At 47.4% G+C, this 20764-nt stretch carries 23 protein-coding genes; 13 read left to right on the top strand and 10 right to left on the bottom strand.

Annotation, left to right across the window (positions count from 1 at the left end; all coding sequences use genetic code 11):
* Positions 1 to 254 precede the first annotated feature (254 nt).
* Positions 255 to 593 (top strand): hypothetical protein, encoded by a 339-nt coding sequence (locus DCW36_RS17025; RefSeq protein ID WP_114782003.1) that lies wholly within the window; start codon positions 255 to 257, stop codon positions 591 to 593.
* 230 nt (positions 594 to 823) lie between these two features.
* Entirely contained in the window at positions 824 to 1207 is a 384-nt protein-coding gene (locus tag DCW36_RS17020; protein ID WP_114782002.1) for a group III truncated hemoglobin, read from the top strand.
* Here DCW36_RS17020 and DCW36_RS17015 read toward each other — a convergent pair.
* A complete protein-coding gene (locus DCW36_RS17015; RefSeq protein ID WP_125185376.1) occupies positions 1191 to 1472 on the bottom strand; it encodes a hypothetical protein in 282 nt (93 codons plus the stop codon). The genes DCW36_RS17020 and DCW36_RS17015 overlap by 17 nt on opposite strands.
* Before the next feature lie 362 nt (positions 1473 to 1834).
* Here DCW36_RS17015 and DCW36_RS17010 point away from each other — a divergent pair, with 362 nt between their 5' ends.
* From DCW36_RS17010 to nth, 3 genes are read left to right on the top strand one after another with little or no spacing between them, the layout of a single operon-like run.
* Positions 1835 to 2437 (top strand): RNA polymerase sigma factor, encoded by a 603-nt coding sequence (locus DCW36_RS17010; protein WP_114782001.1) that lies wholly within the window; start codon positions 1835 to 1837, stop codon positions 2435 to 2437.
* Positions 2412 to 2642, top strand: coding sequence for a hypothetical protein (locus DCW36_RS17005; protein WP_114782000.1), 231 nt, complete (start codon positions 2412 to 2414; stop codon positions 2640 to 2642). The genes DCW36_RS17010 and DCW36_RS17005 overlap by 26 nt, the downstream gene beginning before the upstream one ends.
* Before the next feature lie 19 nt (positions 2643 to 2661).
* Entirely contained in the window at positions 2662 to 3342 is a 681-nt protein-coding gene (gene nth / locus DCW36_RS17000) for an endonuclease III (protein ID WP_114781999.1), read from the top strand.
* 105 nt (positions 3343 to 3447) lie between these two features.
* On the opposite strand, the gene DCW36_RS16995 is transcribed toward nth, so the two are convergent.
* The 4 genes from DCW36_RS16995 to gldB form a co-directional block, all read right to left on the bottom strand.
* Positions 3448 to 3936 carry a DUF4890 domain-containing protein gene (locus DCW36_RS16995; protein ID WP_125185375.1) on the bottom strand — a complete coding sequence of 163 codons (489 nt, stop codon included), beginning with the start codon at positions 3934 to 3936 and terminating at the stop codon, positions 3448 to 3450.
* Between the two features lie 275 nt (positions 3937 to 4211).
* The gene (locus DCW36_RS16990; RefSeq protein ID WP_114781997.1) at positions 4212 to 4658 is read right to left on the bottom strand and encodes a lipocalin-like domain-containing protein; all 447 of its coding nucleotides are present in this window, start codon (positions 4656 to 4658) and stop codon (positions 4212 to 4214) included.
* Between the two features lie 156 nt (positions 4659 to 4814).
* Positions 4815 to 6011: a glycosyltransferase family 4 protein gene (locus DCW36_RS16985; protein WP_114781996.1), complete on the bottom strand. Its 1197-nt coding sequence runs from the start codon at positions 6009 to 6011 to the stop codon at positions 4815 to 4817.
* A 216-nt stretch (positions 6012 to 6227) separates the two neighbouring features.
* Entirely contained in the window at positions 6228 to 7226 is a 999-nt protein-coding gene (gldB, locus tag DCW36_RS16980) for a gliding motility lipoprotein GldB (protein WP_114781995.1), read from the bottom strand.
* A gap of 61 nt (positions 7227 to 7287) precedes the next feature.
* On the opposite strand from gldB, the gene DCW36_RS16975 reads away from it, so the two are divergent.
* Positions 7288 to 7965, top strand: a complete 678-nt coding sequence (locus DCW36_RS16975; protein WP_114781994.1) for a porin family protein — start codon at positions 7288 to 7290, stop codon at positions 7963 to 7965.
* Positions 7966 to 8041: 76 nt separating this feature from the next.
* On the opposite strand, the gene DCW36_RS16970 is transcribed toward DCW36_RS16975, so the two are convergent.
* The 3 genes from DCW36_RS16970 to DCW36_RS16960 form a co-directional block, all read right to left on the bottom strand.
* A complete protein-coding gene (locus DCW36_RS16970) occupies positions 8042 to 9640 on the bottom strand; it encodes an Rne/Rng family ribonuclease (protein ID WP_114781993.1) in 1599 nt (532 codons plus the stop codon).
* A 212-nt stretch (positions 9641 to 9852) separates the two neighbouring features.
* Positions 9853 to 10725 (bottom strand): tetratricopeptide repeat protein, encoded by an 873-nt coding sequence (locus DCW36_RS16965; protein WP_114781992.1) that lies wholly within the window; start codon positions 10723 to 10725, stop codon positions 9853 to 9855.
* Between the two features lie 61 nt (positions 10726 to 10786).
* Complete coding sequence (locus tag DCW36_RS16960) at positions 10787 to 11092, bottom strand: HU family DNA-binding protein (RefSeq protein ID WP_114781991.1); 306 nt, start codon at positions 11090 to 11092, stop codon at positions 10787 to 10789.
* Positions 11093 to 11429: 337 nt separating this feature from the next.
* Here DCW36_RS16960 and mutY point away from each other — a divergent pair, with 337 nt between their 5' ends.
* The 6 genes from mutY (at position 11430) to recG (ending at position 17977) form a co-directional block, all read left to right on the top strand.
* Positions 11430 to 12521: an A/G-specific adenine glycosylase gene (mutY, locus tag DCW36_RS16955; RefSeq protein ID WP_114782037.1), complete on the top strand. Its 1092-nt coding sequence runs from the start codon at positions 11430 to 11432 to the stop codon at positions 12519 to 12521.
* Positions 12522 to 12640: 119 nt separating this feature from the next.
* Positions 12641 to 13099: a single-stranded DNA-binding protein gene (locus DCW36_RS16950; protein ID WP_114781990.1), complete on the top strand. Its 459-nt coding sequence runs from the start codon at positions 12641 to 12643 to the stop codon at positions 13097 to 13099.
* Between the two features lie 26 nt (positions 13100 to 13125).
* Positions 13126 to 14496, top strand: a complete 1371-nt coding sequence (gene gldE, locus DCW36_RS16945; protein ID WP_240676217.1) for a gliding motility-associated protein GldE — start codon at positions 13126 to 13128, stop codon at positions 14494 to 14496.
* Positions 14497 to 14533: 37 nt separating this feature from the next.
* Positions 14534 to 15079: a gliding motility lipoprotein GldD gene (gene gldD / locus DCW36_RS16940; RefSeq protein WP_240676223.1), complete on the top strand. Its 546-nt coding sequence runs from the start codon at positions 14534 to 14536 to the stop codon at positions 15077 to 15079.
* 52 nt (positions 15080 to 15131) lie between these two features.
* Positions 15132 to 15674 carry a hypothetical protein gene (locus tag DCW36_RS16935; RefSeq protein WP_125185374.1) on the top strand — a complete coding sequence of 181 codons (543 nt, stop codon included), beginning with the start codon at positions 15132 to 15134 and terminating at the stop codon, positions 15672 to 15674.
* Positions 15675 to 15883: 209 nt separating this feature from the next.
* Positions 15884 to 17977, top strand: a complete 2094-nt coding sequence (recG, locus tag DCW36_RS16930; protein ID WP_114781987.1) for an ATP-dependent DNA helicase RecG — start codon at positions 15884 to 15886, stop codon at positions 17975 to 17977.
* Here recG and DCW36_RS16925 read toward each other — a convergent pair.
* Positions 17974 to 18180 (bottom strand): hypothetical protein, encoded by a 207-nt coding sequence (locus tag DCW36_RS16925; protein WP_125185373.1) that lies wholly within the window; start codon positions 18178 to 18180, stop codon positions 17974 to 17976. The two genes, recG and DCW36_RS16925, sit on opposite strands and share 4 nt — an antisense overlap.
* Positions 18181 to 18490: 310 nt before the next feature.
* Between DCW36_RS16925 and DCW36_RS16920 the strand changes: the two genes are divergently transcribed.
* A complete protein-coding gene (locus tag DCW36_RS16920; RefSeq protein WP_114781986.1) occupies positions 18491 to 19954 on the top strand; it encodes a hypothetical protein in 1464 nt (487 codons plus the stop codon).
* Here the strand turns inward: DCW36_RS16920 and DCW36_RS16915 are convergent.
* Positions 19947 to 20669, bottom strand: a complete 723-nt coding sequence (locus tag DCW36_RS16915) for a glycosyltransferase family 2 protein (RefSeq protein ID WP_114781985.1) — start codon at positions 20667 to 20669, stop codon at positions 19947 to 19949. The two genes, DCW36_RS16920 and DCW36_RS16915, sit on opposite strands and share 8 nt — an antisense overlap.
* Positions 20670 to 20764 lie beyond the last annotated feature (95 nt).

The raw sequence follows: 20764 nt of genomic DNA, 5'->3' as shown, positions 1-20764 counted from the left end.
ACAACCTATAAATAATTAAAGTATAAATTAACTGAAACAGGCACGTAGGTTTTTGCCAGATCAGTGCTCCCGTGGCTTCTGCTTCGTGCCTTGCAAATACGTTCTGTTTATATCTGTAACTGCTAAAGTGAAAGCCTCCTCCTTTGGCAATGATTGGATAAAATTTGATATGAGTTTCGTAGTAACTCCGGGTGAAAAGCACCGTCCGGAGATGAAATAATCTGTCTTATTTTTTAACCTTAAACTTAAATCTCATGGAGCATCTGGACATCAGAAAATTATTGGAGAGCATTGAGCGGAAGGTGTACCAGCAGGAGATTACGTCTGATGTAGCCGTAACCAAGCTAATCAATGCAGAAATTGCAAATGCCATTAACCTGAAGTATAATGCAGCAAATGCAACCAACGACAATGCACTCAGGCATGTATCCTGTACCACTGTAGAATGTTACCTTGACCATCTGAAAGCATTAGAACAAAAACTCCGGAAGCCCTGCGACATTACAGCGCAATGCAAAGCTGTAGAAGAAAGAGAAATCAACCGCAGGCTTTTACTTATCCTGAACCGCCTGAAAGGGTATAGCAGGAAGTAAAATCGTTCAGTTAACCTATGTCTCACCTTCCTTCGAAGTGATTCCAAAGATCGTTCGAAGGATTTTTTTTGCCTGCTGCTTTGTTGTTTCGTCACTGGCCTGTTAGCTGCCGGAGCGGTGACTATTGTCATTTCTTCTGATTTCGGGATGGCTTATCTTTGTGATCGGCAGTTTGGCACGTAGCCCTGGAGCAGGTGCAGCCCTGCTGTTGAAGCAAATAAAGCAAGTGTATGAAAAAAGATATAGAGAACGAAGCGGATATCAGGTTGCTGGTCGATACGTTTTATGATAAAGTAAATGCCGATGACCTGCTGTCGCCGGTGTTCAACGATTTTGCAGCGGTAGACTGGCAGCACCACCTGCCGGTGATGTACAGTTTCTGGAGTTCCATCTTGTTTGGGAGCACCGCCTACAAAGGCCGCCCTTTCCCCAAGCACCTCCGCCTGCCCATAGAGCCACAGCATTTCAGCCGCTGGATACAGCTGTTCGAAGCAACTGTGAGCGAACTTTTTTCCGGAGAAAAAGCGGGCGAAGCCAAGGTAAAAGCCCGCAGTATTGCTCAGCTGTTTCAGATGAAGATGGGCTTTATAAACGTGATCAGCAAGTCTCAGTAAGTATACTTATAGTAGCAGCAAGTGCGGGCAGTAATTCCATAACACTGTCTGCACTTGCTGCTTTATTTTTTCCCTGTTCCCAACCGGTTGCTGTAGCCCTTCCTGTTTCCCCATTATTCTTATTCCCGCCGTTCGGCATTAAGTCCGAAATAGTTTTCGTAAAGAGCAGCAGAGGGTGTGGTGGACGGTGCAGCAGAATAAATGGAGGTGCAGCGGGAGTGGTGGCAGGTGCTGTAAAGGAATTCTGAACAAGTAAACGCTCCATAAGCCATCTTTTTTGCCAGGACCGTTGTGAAGAGGCTGTTTTTTTCTTCGCAGAATATATAACAGGAACAGTTGTTGCTCTGGCAACAGGAGCGAAAGCAGCTGTGAAAAAAAATAAATGGGTTAAAGCAGCAACTTCGTAGGTTCATATCTTCGTATAAGCAAATTGCAAGTTTAGCTGCAGGGGCGGGAATGGAACAGGTGGCGCAACTGCCATGATTTTTCCACAGAAGCCGCGGGCGTGCTTGCAGAAGCCAAATGCTTTACCTATATTTGATATACCTTTCTAAAAAAGTTTTGTTAAAAGTTCAAACCGTTACAATATGATATAAAGCTCTACGTTAATTTAAATGTAGCTTTAAGATGAATAAAACTACCCAGCTGAGCGACTCCGCGTTGGTGACGCTTTATATCGCAGGTAACGAAAATGCGTTTGAACAGCTTGTAAACAGACACAAAAACAAAGTTTATACGACCATTTTATTGATCGTTAAAGATTCGTATACAGCCGAAGATCTGTTGCAGGATACTTTTATTAAAGCTATCCATACCATGAAAAGCGGCCGGTATAACGAAGAAGGCAAATTTTCTTCCTGGATCTGCCGTATCGCGCATAACCTGGCGATCGACTTTTTCCGTAAAGAAAAAAGAAGCCCGATGATCACCCTGGAAGACGGCAGCTATGTGTTCAATACAATGTCGTTTGCAGAGGATTCTGCGGAATCTTTGCAGATAAAAGAGGACACACACTCCCGTTTACGTGAGCTGATCCAGGCGCTGCCACAAGCGCAGCGCGAAGTGCTGATGATGCGGCATTATGCCGACATGAGCTTTCAGGAGATAGCCGAAGCTACCGGGGTGAGCATCAACACTGCCTTAGGACGTATGCGCTATGCGCTTATCAACCTGAGAAAGAAGATGCAAAACCAAAGTATCACATATGATAAAAACCTCTACTCAGAATGAGCTGATCCAGTACGTGTATGATGAATTGGCCGTGAACGCCAGTAAGCAGCTGGAAGCAGCAATGATGCAGGATACCGAGTTGGCCGAAAGTTGCGCCGAGCTGCTGCTCGTACAGCATCTGCTGAACGGTGCTACAAAAAGTCCTGGCGATCGTGCCATTAACAACATTTTAAATTATTCTAAAAGCTTAAGTTTGCAGTCTTAACCGACTGCAAACTTTTTTTATGCAAAAGAAGGAACGATACAAGCTCCTGATCGAGTACTTTACGCAAAACTTCCCGGAGCCACAAACCGAACTGGCTTATTCAAACCCGTATGAGCTGATTCTGGCGGTGGTGCTGAGTGCGCAGTGCACCGATAAGCGCGTGAACATGGTTACACCTGCTTTGTTCGAGGCCTATCCTACGGCCGCACATCTGGCAACTGCCACACCCGAAGAGATCCTGCCTTACATTAAAAGCATCTCCTACCCCAACAACAAAGCAAAGCACCTGGCCGGGCTGGGCAAAATGCTGGTAGAACAGTTTCATGCCGAAGTGCCCAGCACGATCGAGGAGCTGGTGAAGCTGCCGGGGGTGGGGCGCAAAACTGCCAACGTAATTGTGTCGGTTATCTGGAACCAGCCGGCTATGGCCGTAGATACGCATGTGTTCCGGGTAAGCAAACGCCTGGGTCTCGTGACCAAAACCGCCAAAACGCCGCTGGAGGTAGAGAAGCAACTGGTGGCAAATCTGCCGCAGGATTTGGTAGCCAAAGCACATCACTGGCTTATCCTACATGGCCGCTACATTTGTGTGGCCCGCCGCCCGAAGTGCGAAGAATGTCCGCTTACGCATTTTTGCCAGTTTTTTCAGAAGAACTTCCCGAACATTCCCGACGATCCGGAAAACAAACTGGGCGGTTAGTAAAAACAGTAGCAACAGCAGAACTGCTTCTGCTGTGAGGCGCCTGAAAAACAGAAAAGGCAAGCGTATGCCTGCCTTCTCTGTAGTAATGTGATGAAAGATCGGTTAGCTGTTTTGCTGCATTCTTGCCTCTTTGCGTTTTCTGAATTCTTTGCCGCCATGCTTTTCTCTGTCAGCAGCACGGTTTCGCATTTCGTCTCGCTCGGTCTCGTATTTTGCAAATTGCTCCCTGGAAAGTATTTTTTTCAGTTCTGCTTCCCATTGGGCACGGCTGGCTTTCATTTCATCCCCTCTTTTCTGTCCGCGTTCAGCTGGGTTTGCCCTGTTGGCCTGCATGTTGGCTTCCATTTCACGGGCCTGCTTCAGGTTGAGCGCCTGCAGTTTTTTGGTCTGTGACTTGCTAAGGCCCAGTTGCTGGCTCATTTTTTCGGTGCGCATGGTGGCTCGTTCTTCCGGAGTCTTTTTCTGCTTCCGGCCCTCCCTTTCGCCCCGGTGCTCCATGTTGTGTTTCTTGTCTTTTTTAGGAGCCTCCTGTGCATACGATGCTCCGGAAACCATTGTACCAAGTGCGAGTATTGCCAATATCTTTTTCATTTCCTTTTCTCTTTAAAATTCTTCCTTTTGATACTTGTGTACAAGCTAAAACTTCAGGCCTTGTTTCGTTTGCTTTGTTGTTTAGCTGATATTCAAATCGTGTGCCAGAATCAAAAGTGAGCGGATGGAAGGCGCTACTGGTTTTAGTCAAAAGTTGTTTGCAAGGAAGCGGGGCGCATTATGCAGCTGTAAGCCGGTTTTTCTGTTTCAGGATTAAAAATGGCACAAAAAAACCTGCACAGGGCAGGTTTTTGTAAATCGAATAAACTAGATCCCTACTGGGCAGTATACGTCATGGTGCTCGATGCTCCCCCAAAACTAACCGTCACGACAAGTTTACTGGCAGTTAGCTCCTGTACATTAAACGTTATTCCAAATGAAGAACCATCTTCCGTTATCGTAAGGTTATTACCTGCTAGTTGCCAGGTGCCGTTTATGGTCTGCGGATCGCTAGGGTCGCATTTGGTTGGTCCCTCATCAAAAACAGCTTTGTTGTCTTTCAGAAACCTGATAAAGTTATCCTTCTCACAGGCGTCATAGTCATCATAAGTATCTTCTGTCTGGTTGTTGAAGGTTGTTGTTTCAGCAGTTAACCGCCAGCTTTTAGCCATCAACATTTCTTCCCGTGTCAAGGGTTTGTTATCATCATCTTTATCACAGGCCGTGAAAGCAAGCGCAAAAAATGCGACCAGAAGAAATACGGTAAAGTTTAAGTTTTTCATATAAGTGTGTTTAATGTGAGGGATGTGAAATGTTCTTTACAAATATAGATATAACTATATGTTTTGCAACAATATTTTAATTCTGCATGAACTGAAGGCTAGTTAGCAGCAGATGAGAAACGGGAAGAATGGGTTTGTCCGGATGCGGTTGCCCGGCTATTTTTTTACCCTAAGCAAAATTTTCTCTACCTCTGCTGCCAATCGCTGCCGGTCGAACTGGCCTCTGGCGACCAGGGTTCCTCTGGCGCCTGCTGCTCGCAGGCCTTCTGCATCCGTAAGCGCAGCTTTGATAGTTTGTGCTAAAGCAGTAGCCTGTCCTGCGGGGCTGTACCAGCCGCAGCCGTATTTTTCTACAAAAGCTTTGGTCCAGCCGGGGTTGGTGACGATAACGGGTGTGCCGCAGGCCAGGCTGTCGTAGAATTTGGCGGGAGAGTTGGTCGCCAGCACGGGCAGGTCGTTGAAAGAAACGATAGAGACGGTGGCCAGTTTGAACAGCGCAAATACCTGGTGCCGGGGCAGCGATGGCACCAGCGTGATGTTGCCGTACTTTTTGGCCGCCTCCTGCACCTGCGGCTCGTAAAAGCCGCCGCCTGTAAACACAAACTGCAGTTGCTTCTCCGGGGCCAAAGCTGCCGCTGCTTCCAGTAAAGTGGGAATGTCGTTGGCGCGGCCGTAGGTGCCGGCATACAGCACCACCTGTTTGTTCGCCAGGTTATACTGCTGGCGGAGCGCCTGCACGTCCTGCTCGCTGGTTTGCTGTACCAGGTTTAAGTCGGTGCCGTTTACGTTGGTGGTGATCTTTTCCCGGCTTATTCCCAGGCCGGCAACATAATCGGTCATGTCGGGGGAGAGGGTGATGATGTGGCTGGCGCTGTTGTAGAGGTTCTTCTCCAGTTTGTACAGCCTGCGCTGCACCCACTTATTTTTTACGGCTCCCATTTCTATCGGGAACGAAGGCCACAAATCCTGCACTTCAAATACCCAGGGCAGCTTTCGCATACGGGCTACCTGCGCAGCCATCCAGGGTGTAGACAAGGGCGTGGAAACAGCCCAGATCACATCGGGTTTCGGCATGGACAAGCCTTTTGCCAGGGTGTAGGCGGCAAACCCCCCGTACGAGAACAGCCGCTGCGGCACGTTCATTTTGTTATGATACGGCACGTGCTGCTCGTACAGCGTCACCCCTTCCGGCACCCAATTATACTTTTTTGTTATCCGGAACCGGCGCCAGGCGCTGCTGGTGATCAGGCTCACCTGGTGCCGCTGTGCCAGCGCCTCCATAAACGTGTAGTGCCTGCAGGTGGCGGGGCAGTCGGGGTTATGGTGGTGCTGGTTAAACAGGGCGATGTGCATGTGGCTGGGTAAGACGGTATTTTCAGTATGGAGCGGTTCTGTATAAGTGAAGCAGGGCTTTTAACCAAACAGGCTTCGGGTTTTGAGGAGGAGAGGCTATGGTGGCAGCGGCTGCAGAAAAATTCAGGTGCCGGAGGCTTTATTTTATTTGCTGCAGCAGCCACCATAGCCTCTCCTCCTTATCATTAGCAGCCGTAGAGGCAGGCACTGAAGCTCTTAGCTGCTCTTCCGCTCCGGTTTGTACTTCGACTCGTTTAGTATTTTCTGGTAATCTGTTTCTGCCATCAGTTCGGGTAGTGATACCTCCGGGTTGCGTTCCATGTATTTGCGCACAATCTGCCAGCCTACCCAGGTGCCAATGCGGCCAGGTGCTTTGGCATCTACTTCAGGTGTGTTGGGGCGTTCGCCAATGTACTTGTTTACCAGGAAAGGGCTTTTCTCATAGAGCAGCCCCTTCTCAATAAAATGTGCCCATATTCTGCCTTCGTTATAAAATACATCGGCCGTCTGTTCTTTGGTATACCCGATAATAGCAGAATCCGGGGTGCAGGGCATCACCGATTTTACAAAATAGTAGGCTTTGCCGGCATTAATCATTTCGGCCAGCAGGTTGCGCTCCAGAAAATCGGCTTTATTAAACCGGTTAGAAAGCAGCAGGATAGCAGCTGGTACCATGTTGTGCCGCTCGTACCGTTTTAGTATATAGTCATACACATCGGGCCGGTAGCTGGCACCTTCGCCAATAAAATAATCAAGCCCGAACACCAGCAGGCTATCTGACACTACAAAGTCCTGGGCAAAACCCGAAACGAAGGTTTGCACGCGGGGCGGGTTAAATTCGGGGTAATGATATTTGATGACTTTAAAAGCATTTTCGAGCTGCTGCTTTTCCTGCTCCATGTCGCCGAACTTTTGTTGCGCTTCCTGGTTTAGTTTCCGTAGTTCTGCATTGGTTGCGAGGCCATATAAGGAGTTAACCAGGACAGAATCCGATGGCATTCGGCTCCGGTCGAAGAATTTTTCTGCAAAAAGCGGATGCTCCTGCAGAAAACGGGCAATGTCTTCTTTGGTGTTACTCTGGTAAAATTCTTTTTCAAGTCGCTCTATATCAACAGTTACGGGTATTTTAGCTGCTTCTTCGGGTATTTCGCAGCCTTTCTTCTGGCAGCCAAAAACAAAAAGAAGCGTTACTAGTATGAGTAGTCTGTAGTACATTATATGGTATATTTGGGCACAAAAATAATTGGTTCTTATTTAAAACTTTTCAATTTAAACTATGCAAACGAAGAAACTATTACTTCTTATGTTCTTTTTCTGTCTTGGATTCAGTTCTATGGCCCAGGTCGAGATCGGTTTTCAGGTGTCTCCCGGGGTGTCGGGCAACCGGTTTATAGCAGATGATAAATACAACTTTACCAACAGTAATAACCTGCGGCTAGGAGTTGGCTTAATTGCCGATTATTTTTTCTCCCAGAATTATGCCTTTTCAACAGGCTTGCTGTACAGGAGCAAAGGCGGTGAAATTACCTACAACTATTCCCGCCAGGTAGACGGAAGTACTGTAACAATGAGTGGGCAGGATAATATCTCGGTGCAGTACGTGGAAGTGCCTCTTACTATCAAGTTGTTTACAAACGAACTGGCCCCGGGTACAGTTGCTTATTTTCAGGCGGGTGGCTCGCTTAACACAAAAGTAGGCGCCAAAGTAAACGACAAGCGCATTATTGCCAACGAAAAAGTGAGCAAGCGTTTTAATCTTTTCGAAGCCGATGTTGTTTTAGGAGGTGGTGTAGAATATGTATTAGGGCAGAGCACAAAGGTGTTTGGCGGTGTTTCCTATCACAGGGGCTTAACCAATATCGATAATTACTACAAGAAGGAAGAGCAACTGAATGACAGCAACCTTTCTATCCGGAACTCCGGTTTTTCATTAGATGTAGGCATCAAGTTTTAGTGAGTAGCTGCTAAAACAAAAAGAGCCGCTGCCAAATTACTGGCAGCGGCTCTTTTTGTTTTTTTAGGTTTTATATTTATTCTTCATTCTTTTCCGGCACACTTTCCATCGCTACAAAAGCGTGCCGTAATTCAATTTCTTCTCCCCGGTCGTCCATCACTTTAAAATCGGTGAGGCCAAGCGAGGTGTCTTTAACTAGTTTTACCCATTTAAAGTACTTCAAAAACCACTTCATTTGTCTCGATACGATGCCGGAGGTGTAGTAGGCATACACGAAGGGGTGAACATAAAGTTCGAGACTTTTGTGGTTGTGGCTCATCAGCAGGTCGTCTACCGCTGCATCAATTTCATCTGTAACCAGAATACTGGCTGTAATTTTACCGGTTCCGTTGCATGTGGGACAAACTTCGCCAGTCATAATTTTTTGCTCAGGCCTTACACGTTGCCGTGTTATCTGCATCAGGCCAAATTTGGATATTGGAAGAACCGTTGACTTAGAGCGATCTTTCTTCAGTTCCTCTTTAAAGACCTCGTAGATCTTTTGCCTGTTTTCCGGAGACTTCATATCGATAAAATCTACCACAATGATACCGCCTATATCCCGGAGGCGCAGCTGTCTGGCTACTTCTTTGGCAGCCATGATGTTCACATTTAGTGCAGTTGCCTCCTGGTTGGCTTCGGTATTAGATTTATTCCCACTGTTCACATCTACCACATGCAGCGCTTCGGTGTGTTCAATTACCAGGTATCCACCGCCTGGTATTGTCACAGTTTTGCCGAAAGCGGCTTTAATCTGTTTTTCAATATGAAAGTGTTCGAAGGTTTTGGTTTTGCCGGTGTAATGCTTCAGGATATTAATTTTATCTGGCGCAATACTACCTATGTATGCCTTGATCTCGTCATAAAGCAGATTATCGTCTACTACTATGCTGTCAAAACTCTCGTTTAGCAAATCCCTCAAAATGGACGAAGAACGACCTAATTCGCCAATAACTTTATCGCCTGGTTTAGCCGTTTTTAGCACCTTAAAACCCTCATCCCAGTTTGCCAGCATGTTGCGCAGGTCTTTGTCAAGCTCTGCCACTTCACGCCCTTCTGCCACCGTCCGGATAATAACGCCGAAGTTTTCCGGTTTGATCGAAGTGATCAGCCGCTTCAGGCGAGTGCGCTCCTCTTTGCTGACGATTTTCTTGGATACGCTGACCGTGTTTGAAAACGGCACCAGTACCAGGTATCGTCCTGCAAGCGAGATTTCGCAGGAAAGACGGGGGCCTTTAGTAGAAATAGGTTCTTTTACAATCTGGACCAACAGCTGCTGCCCTTTTTTCAGGACATCAGCTATTTTGCCTAGTTTGTCTATCTCAGGCTCAAATTTAAACTGGTTGAGTTTTGGAGAAGCGTTCTTCTGCGTCTGCGTTACTTTTACATACTTGTTAAGCGATCTGATATTGGCTCCCAGGTCATGGTAATGCAGAAAAGCATCTTTCTGGTAACCTATATCAATAAAAGCAGCATTAAGGCCAGGCATTACTTTTTTTACAGTTCCCAGGAAAATATCACCAACAATGTAGTTTGTATCTTTTTTTTCGTGGTGATATTCAACGAGCCTTTTATCCTGTAAAAGCGCAATGCGCTCTCCATCTTGAGTAGAATTGATGATTAATTCATTACTCAATTTTTTCTCAAAAAATAATTAATTGTATAGACCAAAGCCCACAATTGCAGAAGCAATGTGGGCCTCAATGCGTGCATAAGAAATTACTTCTTCTTATGTCTGTTTTTTCTTAAGCGCTTCTTTCTTTTGTGGGTAGCGATCTTATGTCTTTTTCTTTTCTTTCCGCAAGGCATAATCTTGAAATTTAATATTTGAATGACTTTTTTAAATTCTTATTGTAATGCTGCCAGTTGTTCGTCAACAGAAGTGTTAAGTGCCGGGTCGTCGCTCAGCTGCTTTACTTTGTTAAACTGTGCGATAGCTTCTTCTTTTTTTCCTGTCTGCGCTAAACTAACAGCTAAATAATAGTTTCCTTCCACATGGCCTGGATTAACCGCTACCAGTTTTCTGAAACGCTCTTCCGCTTTATCGTACTGGTTAGACTGCATAGACAGGAGCCCCAGGTTAAACAAAGCTTTCTGGTTATTAGGGTCAGCGGTAATCACTTCCCTTAATAACATAATGCCCTGCATCGGGTTTTCACTTGCGATGTAGGTCATGGCGATGTTGGTTTTCGAATCCAGGTCCGAAGGGTTGTTTTTCAGTACCTGCTCATACATGCTGCGGGCCTTTACTCCCAGTTCGCTTGCCCGTTGCTGCGAGGTGGCATACGTGAATGCTTCAAAATAAGAATCACCTGCCTGCTTGTAACTTTTCTCGCCGGGTCGTGCATTTGCAGCTATCTCGTAATAGTAACCGGCACTGTCAAATTTACTAACAGCAGTATAAGCTGCTGCCAGTTCACCTGCCAGGCGGGATTTTGCTTTCGGGTCGGCCGCCTTGTTGTATTTGGCGCGTACCGTAGCCAGTTCCATCAACTGCTCAGGAGATGCCGCCATGTGTGCACTTTCAGCTGAAGTTTCTGCTTCGTGTGCGCTATGGTCATGACCATCATCTTCTGAGTGTCCGGCTGGTACTGTGGCTGCGGTCTCGCCTTCGGCGAAACCGGCCTTATCCTCTTCGTTTACCACCACTTTAGGCAAAAAGAATATGACGGCTACCAAAACGATAGCTGCAAGAACAATCAATATTTGTGACCGTGACATTCTTTTTGCCAAGTGATTTACTAAAATAAAGCTTAATCAGAACTGCAAAGATACAAAAGAATTAGGAATGAGCTAATTCTTTGATCTTTTTGCTGTTCTTAATCTTCTGAATAAATGTTTTAGACGGCTTGAAGCTTGGTATATAGTGCTCGTCAATGATAATGGATGTGTTCTTTGAAATATTACGGGCAACTTTCTTTGCTCGCTTTTTATTTACAAAGCTACCAAAACCTCTCACATAGATGTTATTACCATTGGCCATCGAGTCTTTAATTACCTTAAAGAAAGCCTCCACCGTTGATTGAACATCAGATTTATCAATCCCTGTTTTATCAGCAATCTCTGATATTACTTCTGCTTTAGTCACTTGCTTATATATTTAAAAATTTGAAAAAAATTAAATTAGGGGTTTCAATATTTAATCGGCTTGCATACTAATTGCGCCATTAAGGGGCACAAAGGTATATGTACTTTTTGATAAGTAAAAGCTTTAGCACTAATTTATTACAAGAATCTAAGTGCAAACAATTAAGCTTTGGTTAGACTCTCGCAATTGTTATGCCACAATAATGTTTTCTAACGGTATTTTTGGCCTAATATTTTGCAAATCAGGAAGATAGCTGGAGTTTGTGCTATTTGTTGTAAACATTCTTTACCTTTGCCTGCTTCGCCGGATACCAATCCGGGCAGCACGCGCTTACCTGATGAAAACTACAGATAACCCAATTTTTGCACCTGCACTTATACAATGGTACGAACAGCATAAGCGTGCTTTGCCCTGGCGCGAAACCACAGACCCGTATAAAATCTGGCTTTCCGAAATAATTCTGCAGCAGACACGCGTAAACCAGGGATTACCTTATTACCAGAAATTTATTGCAGCGTACCCAACTGTGCACGACCTGGCTGCTGCCCCCCAGGAGGAGGTGCTTCGCCTGTGGCAGGGGTTGGGGTACTACTCCCGGGCGCGCAATATGCACTTTACGGCACAGCAGCTGGTAAACGAATATGGCGGTGTTTTCCCGGACTCATATAAGGAACTGCTGAAGCTGCGGGGGGTGGGGAGTTATACCGCTGCCGCTATTGCTTCGTTTGCCTTCAGGGAGCAGGTGGCGGTGCTGGACGGGAATGTGTTCCGGGTGCTGGCGCGCGTATTCGGTATTCCGGATGACATTGCTCTGCCGGCATCCAGGGCTGTGTTCCAGCAACTGGCCAACTCGTTCATTCCTGTCGATGCCCCTGATGTCTTTAACCAGGCTATCATGGAGTTTGGAGCCATTCAGTGTACTCCGCTCATGCCGGATTGCCTGTTCTGCCCTTTACAGCAGACGTGCTTCGCCTACAACCATGGCATGGTGCAGGAACTACCGGTGAAGTCTAAGGCAAAAGCTGCCCGCCCGCGCTTTTTTCATTATATCGTATTCGAGCACCAGGGTAATTATTATCTCCGGAAGCGCCTGAGCGGTGATATCTGGCAGGGGCTTTATGATTTTTATTTGTATGAGAGTCCGGATAAAGGTTTGTCTGCAGATGCTCTTGTAAAGGAACTTCAGCAAGCGGGTGTTCCTGTGGCTGAAGACCAGGTGCTGCCGCCGCAGAAGGAGTATAAACATGTGCTGAGTCATCAGAAGCTAACCGCAAAATTCTACCGGGTCAGGCTTGCGGAACCGCTAGCGGGAGAGATCCTGCAGGAGACGAGGCTGGCGCCTTTTCGTGCAGCAGAAATAGATGCGTTGCCGAAACCGGTTCTTATCAGCAGCTATTTGAAAGACAGCAGAATTTTAGTAGATTTATAAACTGAACTAATGGCTGATTAGAAGCATTATGCTTTTCCCGTGATGTGTGTTTAACAGCTGGTTTGGTAACAAAATTTTGCATAAAACATATAAGACTATATAAACAAACAACAACATATATGGCTGGAGTTAACAAAGCAATATTAGTGGGTAACCTGGGCAAAGATCCGGAAGTCAGATACCTCGAAGACCGTACACCTGTGGCATCCTTTACGCTCGCCACTACAGAAACGTATAAAGACCGGGAAGGGCAGCGGCAGAGCCACACCGAATGGCACAACATCGTTCTTTGGAGAGGTTTGGCACAGGTTGCTGAAAAATATCTTAAAAAAGGGAGCTCGGTTTATATAGAAGGCAGGATCAGGTCCCGGTCATACCAGGATAAAGATAATCAAACCCGCTATATTACCGAGATTGTGGCTGATAACATGACCATGCTGGGAGGCAGAGGCGAGGGCGGCAACGGCGGTGCTGCTGAAAGCGGCTATGCTGCCAATAGCTATAGCGGCGGGGCGGCCACAACAAAAGGAGCCTCATCGGTTGCTTCGAACGACGAGCCGGACGACCTGCCGTTCTAACCTATGTTTCATTTAAAAAATAAATTTTGGAAAGTTTAGATTCCGGAGACCCCCTGAGTTATAGTTTACTCTATTTTCTACAACAAACTACTTCCTTACTCAGGATCGAATACTTAGCAGCAATTGTAGCCTGCTTTTTCCTTTTGCTGCTCTCTGCCCTGACTTCAGGCGCAGAGGCAGCTTTTTTTGCTCTCTCAGAACAGGAGCTGGCCCGCTATAAGGGCAGCAGCCACAAAGCAGAACGAACCATTTACACGCTTCTGCAGAACCCCCGCAAGCTGCAGGCAACCATCCTTATCTTTAATAATGCCATTAATGTTAGTATCATTACCTTGTTTGCTTATGTGGCATGGTCGGTGTTTGGTACTACCGCTGTGCCTGGCTGGGCCGTGGTGAGTGGGATGCTGCTGGCTACTTTCTTCATTGTCTTTTTTGGCGAAGTGCTGCCTAAAGTTTATGGAAACAAGCGCGGTGGCGCCATTGCCCGTAACACCGCTCCTTTTTTTGCAGTACTACAGACTATCGCTGCGCCCATATCCAAACTACTGCTTGCCTTTAGCGGCGTAATCGAGGAACGGTACCTGTCGCAGTCGTACCGGCACACCATCGAGGAACTGCACCACAGCCTGGACCTTTCACTTACAAACGAAGAAACCTCGCCCGAAGAACGGCGTCTGCTGCGCGGCATCGTGAACTTTGGCTCTATTACCGTCCGGCAGATCATGCGCCCACGCTCCGAAGTGGCTGCTTTCAGCCTGCAGGAGACCTTGCCCGAACTACTTCCTAAAATTCTGGACTGGGGCTACTCGCGGGTGCCCGTTTATGCCCGCAGCCTCGACAGGGTGGAGGGTATCCTGTACATCAAAGACCTGCTCCCGCACCTGGACAAAGGGCCGGAGTTCCGGTGGCAGGACCTGGTGCGTTTGCCCTTCTTCGTGTCGGAAGATAAGCGGATTTCGGAACTGCTCAACGAGTTTCAGGCTAAACACGTGCACATGGCCATTGTGGTAAACCATGCCGGTGTTACAACAGGTTTGCTTACGCTGGAGGATGTGGTGGAAGAAATTGTTGGCGAGATTAACGATGAATTTGACGACGACGAAGATATCATCTATTCCCAACTCGACGAAAATACATTTATCTTTGATGGAAAAACATCGCTGCACGACTTTTGCAAAATAGCAGAAGTGCCTTTTGGTGCTTTTGACGAGGTGAAAGGCCGGCACGAGACGGTGGCAGGACTCATGACGGTGCTGTTTGACCGGGTGCCGCGTGTAGGCGAAGAAGTATCGTACAACGGTTTCCATTTCATAGTTGAGTCGGCGGACAGTAAGCGCGTAAAGCGGGTTAAAGTAGATGTTACAAGCAAAAGAGAATATTATCAGAAAGTCAGTTAATCTTAAAACCTTTTTGTGGGCAGCAGTGGCAGTGGCTATGGTGGCTTGTGGAGCAGAGTATACGCCCAAACCCAAAGGCTATAACCGCATCGATTTGCCCGAACCCGCTTACCGGCCACTGCAGGAGGCCCATCCATACACCTTCGAGTATTCGAAATACGCCAAAATCCGCCCCGACTCTTCGTTAATTGCGGAGCCGCACTGGATAAATGTATACTACCCGTCGCTGCAGGCCAATGTGCAGCTCACCTACAAGCCGCTCCAGAACGACCCGAAGCAGCTGAACGACCTGATAGAAGATGCCCGTAAACTCACCTCCAAGCACCAGATAAAAGCCTATTCTATCGAAGAAACCGAAGTAAAAACACCACAAGGCGACCTGGCCTCTGTTTTCGAGCTGACCGGCGAGGTGCCCAGCCAGTTCCAGTTCTACGTGACAGATTCTACAAAGCATTTCCTGCGCGGCGCTTTATATTTTAGAACAGCCACGCAGAATGATTCGCTGGCACCTGTGATAGAGTATGTAAAGAAGGATATTATCCATATGCTCAATACGCTGGAGTGGCGGGGGAAGGAGAGATAGGGGAAGTGGTTAATCCCTGAATAGGCGGTGCGTTATACGACCATAAAATGACATGAATAAGCTGTTAAACTATTGGCTGATTGTTTCTGGACTTTTATCTATAGGGATCTTAGTTCTGAGTCTGTTTCTTTCTAACAGATTACTTACTTCTGTCTTTGGGTTTGTTGGGATTAACAGCCTTTTTATAGTTATTGCTGCAGCTCATACCAAACTTTCTAACGCTTCACGAGTCTTTGGCGCCTATTTACTTCTTTATATGTTTGTTTACATATGGATAAACTTTGATCTCTATCACTTTTGGATTTTTAGAAATTATATGAAAATAAAAGATATTTTTTTCCTGAGCCCTGAAAACTTTTATTTTTATCGCTATCTACTTCGAAATGCATTGATTGTTTTAATCACGTGTTATAGTGTTTATCTGTTAATAAGGGGAGGAAAGTTTTCTCAGATATACAGCACAAGATTATTTAAAGCAGCAATGACTCTTTTGGGAGGATTTTTAGTAGCTGAACTCCCAATCTATGATATTCATGGAGATATAGCAGGTAATGCTCACGGGCATAGCTACTGGTATGGATTGCACATGCATTAGCCTGATTAGTTAATTATGCTGCACCTGCCACCACAGCCTCTGCTCCTTGTCTGAACCGCTGATTCATATGATTTAATTGATGAATATGATTTTCAGTCCGAACAAGATTACCAGGAGCAGAAAGGTTTTATAACGCCCTGTACAGAGTTGAGAATATTCAACCCCTACAAAACTCCTAAACTCCTAAACTCTCAAACTTTCTAACTTTTTTGAGCAACTTCTTCCATACCAAAATTGAATTCCTGAAAGGGGTGGGGCCGCAGCGGGCAGAGCTGCTGCAGAAGGAGCTGAACATCTACACCTACGGCGACCTCATCCAACACTACCCTTTCCGGTACCTCGACCGCACGCAGTTCTACAAAATTGCTGAACTGGACGAGGCGCTGCCCTATGTGCAGGTGAAAGGCCGTATCCGCGGGAAAGAACTCATAGGCGAAGGCCGCAAACAACGCCTCGCCGCCACCCTCACCGACGAAACCGGCGACATGGAGCTGGTCTGGTTCAAGGGGGTGAAGTGGATGGAGAAAACGGTTAAGAACCACACCGACTATATCGTGTTCGGAAAGCCGACCCTGTTCAACGGCAGGTTCAGCATGGCGCACCCGGAGCTGGAAGAGTTAGCCGAGGCAAAACAAACAGGCTCGTTTCTGCAGCCCGTCTACCACACTACCGAGAAGCTGAAGAGCTTCCGCATCGAGAGCAAAGTCATCGCCAAGATGATTGAAGTGCTCCTGAAGCAGGCCGAATCGCAAATCCAGGAAACGCTTTCGCCGGAGCTTATCGACCATTACCGCCTGATGAGCAAACGCGAGGCGCTGCTGAATATCCACTTCCCGGAGTCGGTCGAAAAGTATAACGCCGCTAAATTCAGGCTCAAGTTCGAAGAGCTGTTTTACATTCAGCTGCGCCTGCTCCGCCAGAAAGTGGTGCGGCGGGCCGATCTGGCCGGGCAGGTATTCAAAGAAATTCCCACGCTCAATACCTTTTATAAAGAACACATGACTTTCGACCTGACCAATGCGCAGAAGCGGGTGGTCCGGGAGATATACAAAGACCTTACGGCAGGCAAACAGATGAACCGCCTGCTGCAGGGCGATGTGGGCAGCGGCAAAACCATTGTAGCCTTTATCACGATGCTCATTGCTGCCGATAACGGCGCGCAGTCGGTGCTCATGGCGCCTACCGAAATCCTCGCCGACCAGCACTACACCGGCCTGAAGGTATTTGCCGACAGGCTGGGTATTAACATTGGCAAGCTCACCGGCTCTTCCAAAACCAAAGCGCGGCGGGAACTGCACGAGCAGCTGCGGTCAGGTGATATGAAGATGCTCGTGGGCACGCACGCGCTGCTGGAGGATGTGGTGCAGTTTCAGAACCTGGGCCTGTGCATCGTGGATGAGCAGCACCGTTTTGGGGTGGAGCAGCGTTCAAAACTGTGGCGCAAAAATTCCCGCATCATCCCGCATGTTCTCGTTATGACAGCCACGCCCATTCCCCGCACCCTCGCCATGACCCTCTACGGCGACCTGGATGTGTCGGTGATAGACGAGCTGCCAGCCGGCCGAAAAGAGATTGTGACCGTACACCGCTTCGACAGCCACCGCCTGAAGGTATTCCAGTTTATCCGGGACCAGATAAAGCTGGGGCGGCAGGTGTACATTGTGTACCCGCTGATTGAGGAATCGGAGGGAATGGATTACAAAGATTTGATGGACGGTTACGAAAGTGTGCAGCGGGCATTCCCGGAGTACAAGGTGAGTATGGTGCACGGTAAAATGAAAGCCGCCGACAAAGATTACGAAATGCAGCGCTTTGTGCGCAACGAAACCCAGATTATGGTGGCCACTACTGTGATAGAAGTAGGCGTGAACGTGCCCAATGCCTCGGTGATGGTAATAGAGAGTGCCGAGCGCTTTGGCCTTTCGCAGCTGCACCAGTTGCGCGGGCGTGTGGGGCGGGGGGCGGAGCAAAGCTACTGCATCCTGATGACGGGCTACAAACTGGGCAAAGACAGTAAAACAAGGCTGGAGACGATGGTGCGTACCAACAACGGCTTCGAAATAGCAGATATAGATTTAAAGCTCCGGGGGCCCGGAGACCTGATGGGGACGCAGCAAAGCGGCGTGCTGGACCTGCTCATCGCCGATTTAGCCAAAGATGCGCCTATCCTGCAGGAGGCACGGGCGGCGGCACAGCGCACGCTGGAGGAAGACCCGCAACTGGAGCAAAGCAAGCACCAGAACATCCGGCGGCACATTCAGTCGCTGAGTGCCAACACGGTAAACTGGAGTCGTATCAGCTAAAAAGAAGAGAGGTGGATGTGGAGTGGGGTTTTCTTCTCCTGATCCCTTGGCAGGGCCTGCATTTTTACCTGTTGTGCACTGACATCAGGAAATAAAGACACTTTTTGAGGAGGAGTTTGCGTAGCGAGTGCTTCTTCTTTTCGTGTGAACTTGCTTACTAAGAGAATAGCCATAAAAACGGATATTTTTAGTAAAAACCTCATAGCCAAATCATTTTATTAACCATTCCAAACAGTAAAAAGAAAGCTAAGGCTGCATAAGAAAACAGGTAGTCTGGCATTGAAACACCTGCTTCGGGTGCCGCATTGGTACTGCCTGTGTATTACAGCGGCGCAATATACGGAATTATCAATATAATGTGCTGAATTCAAGTAATTATTTGTTGATTTATAAAAACGAACAGCTGTTATTGCCATTTTTGCTTTTAGTGTGGTGGCGGTGGAAAACCTGCAGGAAAAATTTTGCTGTTCGTTAAAAGCTGTTTAATTTAGATTATTATTTCTGTTTATACCTGTGAAAAATAACCTGTACGTTCGAATTCTGGCGTTTTTACTGACAATCACTCCGGTGCTGAGCATGGCGCAGGCGAAAGTGAAAGAGTCGGTTCCCTTCACCTATACTCCTGATCCCGCTGAAGATATTTTCAACAGCAAGCTGCCGGATAAGGCGCTTACCCTTAATCAGAAAGACCTGATCTTGTTAAATAAGAAGTCAGCCAGCGCGTATGCTGTGGAGCGCTACAATACCGACCTGAAAAAAGTATGGAGTGCTTCTGTTCCGTTGGCAGGCGAAGAAACTATCGAAACCTTCTTTACGACACCCGAAGCTGTTATTGTCATCACACGCCGCACCGACGGGCAGGGAACGCAGCAACTGCACGGGCACCAGATAAATTTAACGTCAGGAGCACTAAATAAAAGCACTAAGCTGCTGGAAGCGCCTGCTGCCGGCAGGAGAGCAGGAGTAGCCGTATCGGCTGATGGCTCCAAAATGCTGGTATACCGCTACCACACCGACAGCGGCATGCAGATCAAAAGCATCAGCGGCACGTTGTTCGACAGCCACTTCTCCAACCTAAAAGACGTAAATTATTACCTGGGCGACATGCGCAATATTCTATCCGCCGATATCCAGGTCAGCAACAGCGGTGAGCAGTATGTCAGCCTGATTTCAGACCAGATGCAGCGCCTGACCGTAAGGCAGTACCCGGTAAAGAACACGGATGCCAAAGTGATGTCGGTGCTGGTGGGTGGCCGGTTCAACGGCAAACTAACCTACATTTTGGACAGCAAATATAAGCTGATGCCCAGCGGGCAGTTGTTCGGAACAGTGCTTACAGCCGATGAAGCAACCGGAATGTACCAGAGTCTGAAGGTGATCAAGTTCGATTTTGATGCCAACGACATGATATTTGCCAAGAAGTTTAAATTTACGCCGGACTACCTGCAGAAAATAAATGCTGCCTACAAGGACGGAGCAAACAAAGCATCGCGTTTAGAAGACATTTATTTCTCTGACCTCATCTTAACCCCGGATAATAAACTGATTATTATTGCGGAGAAGAAATTTACAGCCGGTGGCGAAGATGCACCTTTCTTTGCCCGCGAACTGCACCTGTTCGCCTACGACGAATACATGACACCTGCCTGGAATTCTGTGCTGGTAAAGCAGCAGGAAGCGCCTGCCGCACAAGGTTACTCCGGCATCTCGTACCGTTATTCCCTGCACGATAATACGCTTAGCCTGGTAACGCTGGAGGAGCTGAACGGGAAATACGACCTGTACCTGCGCCGCATAAATACTGCCACCGGCCAGATGGAGGCGCCGGTAGCCCTGGGCCTGAATATTGCCAAAAGCGGAGAGGTGCCGTATGTGAAGAGCTACACCGCCTGGTTTACAGATAAAGACATGGTAGCCGTAACAAGACCTGCCAAAAAGCCGGGGACGTTGCAGCTAAACCGTATCCTGATTAAATAGCCTCTGCGTATACGGGTGGTGCCGGTCTGCTTTTGGCAGACCGCTTCAGGCGTTTAGTGGCAAAAGAAGTGAGCTGCAACACCATGTTTACCAGGCCTACGTAGCCTACAATCTCCACATACATTTTAAACTCCCTGTGCGATCCGCCCAGCACACCCCATTTGTCTACTTTGTAGGTGTTCAGGGCCGACCAGGGCATCCAGCGCACTTCTTTACCGTGGTGCAGCATGTAGTTGTTGATAGCCACTTCCAGTTGGTACCGCTCTACCGGCTGCGACAGGATTTTCTTCAGGTCACTTTTCAGGATCAGCCTTTCTCCGGAAAGCAGGATATCGCTGCGGTACCACTTTACAAACCACGGCGAGTTGATGCGACGGAGGATGAGCATATCCAACTGGTAGAGTTTGAACGCTGCGATAGCATCATAGATCTCACCGGCCTGTATGTCCTGCAGGTCGGCATCCATTAAAAGGATAATTTCATTTTTCGCAGCCTTTAAGCCATGCCTGATAGCAGCCGCCTTCCCCTGGTTTTGGTGTAAGCGCAGCACCTTTACCGCAGGCCAATAGGCTTTAATAAAAGCGGCTGTACCATCTGTAGAACCGTCGTCCACACAGAGTACCTGCGTTATATTCTTAACCTTTGTAACTGTTTCCAATACCTGCGCTATACGCTCCCTCTCATTAAAGAAGGGAATCAAACATGTTGCTCCCATACATTTTTTAGCTGTTTGTCCTAATACGGAATCGGTAAAGCTAATATCTTATTTTTGGTCAGGATGTTTCAAAAAGGCGGCAAAAAATCACTTTT

The sequence above is a fragment of the Botryobacter ruber genome (assembly GCF_003347595.2).
Taxonomy (GTDB): domain Bacteria; phylum Bacteroidota; class Bacteroidia; order Cytophagales; family Hymenobacteraceae; genus Pontibacter; species Pontibacter ruber_A.
Note: the sequence above shows the minus strand (reverse complement) of the source record. Positions and strands in the feature narration are given on the sequence as shown.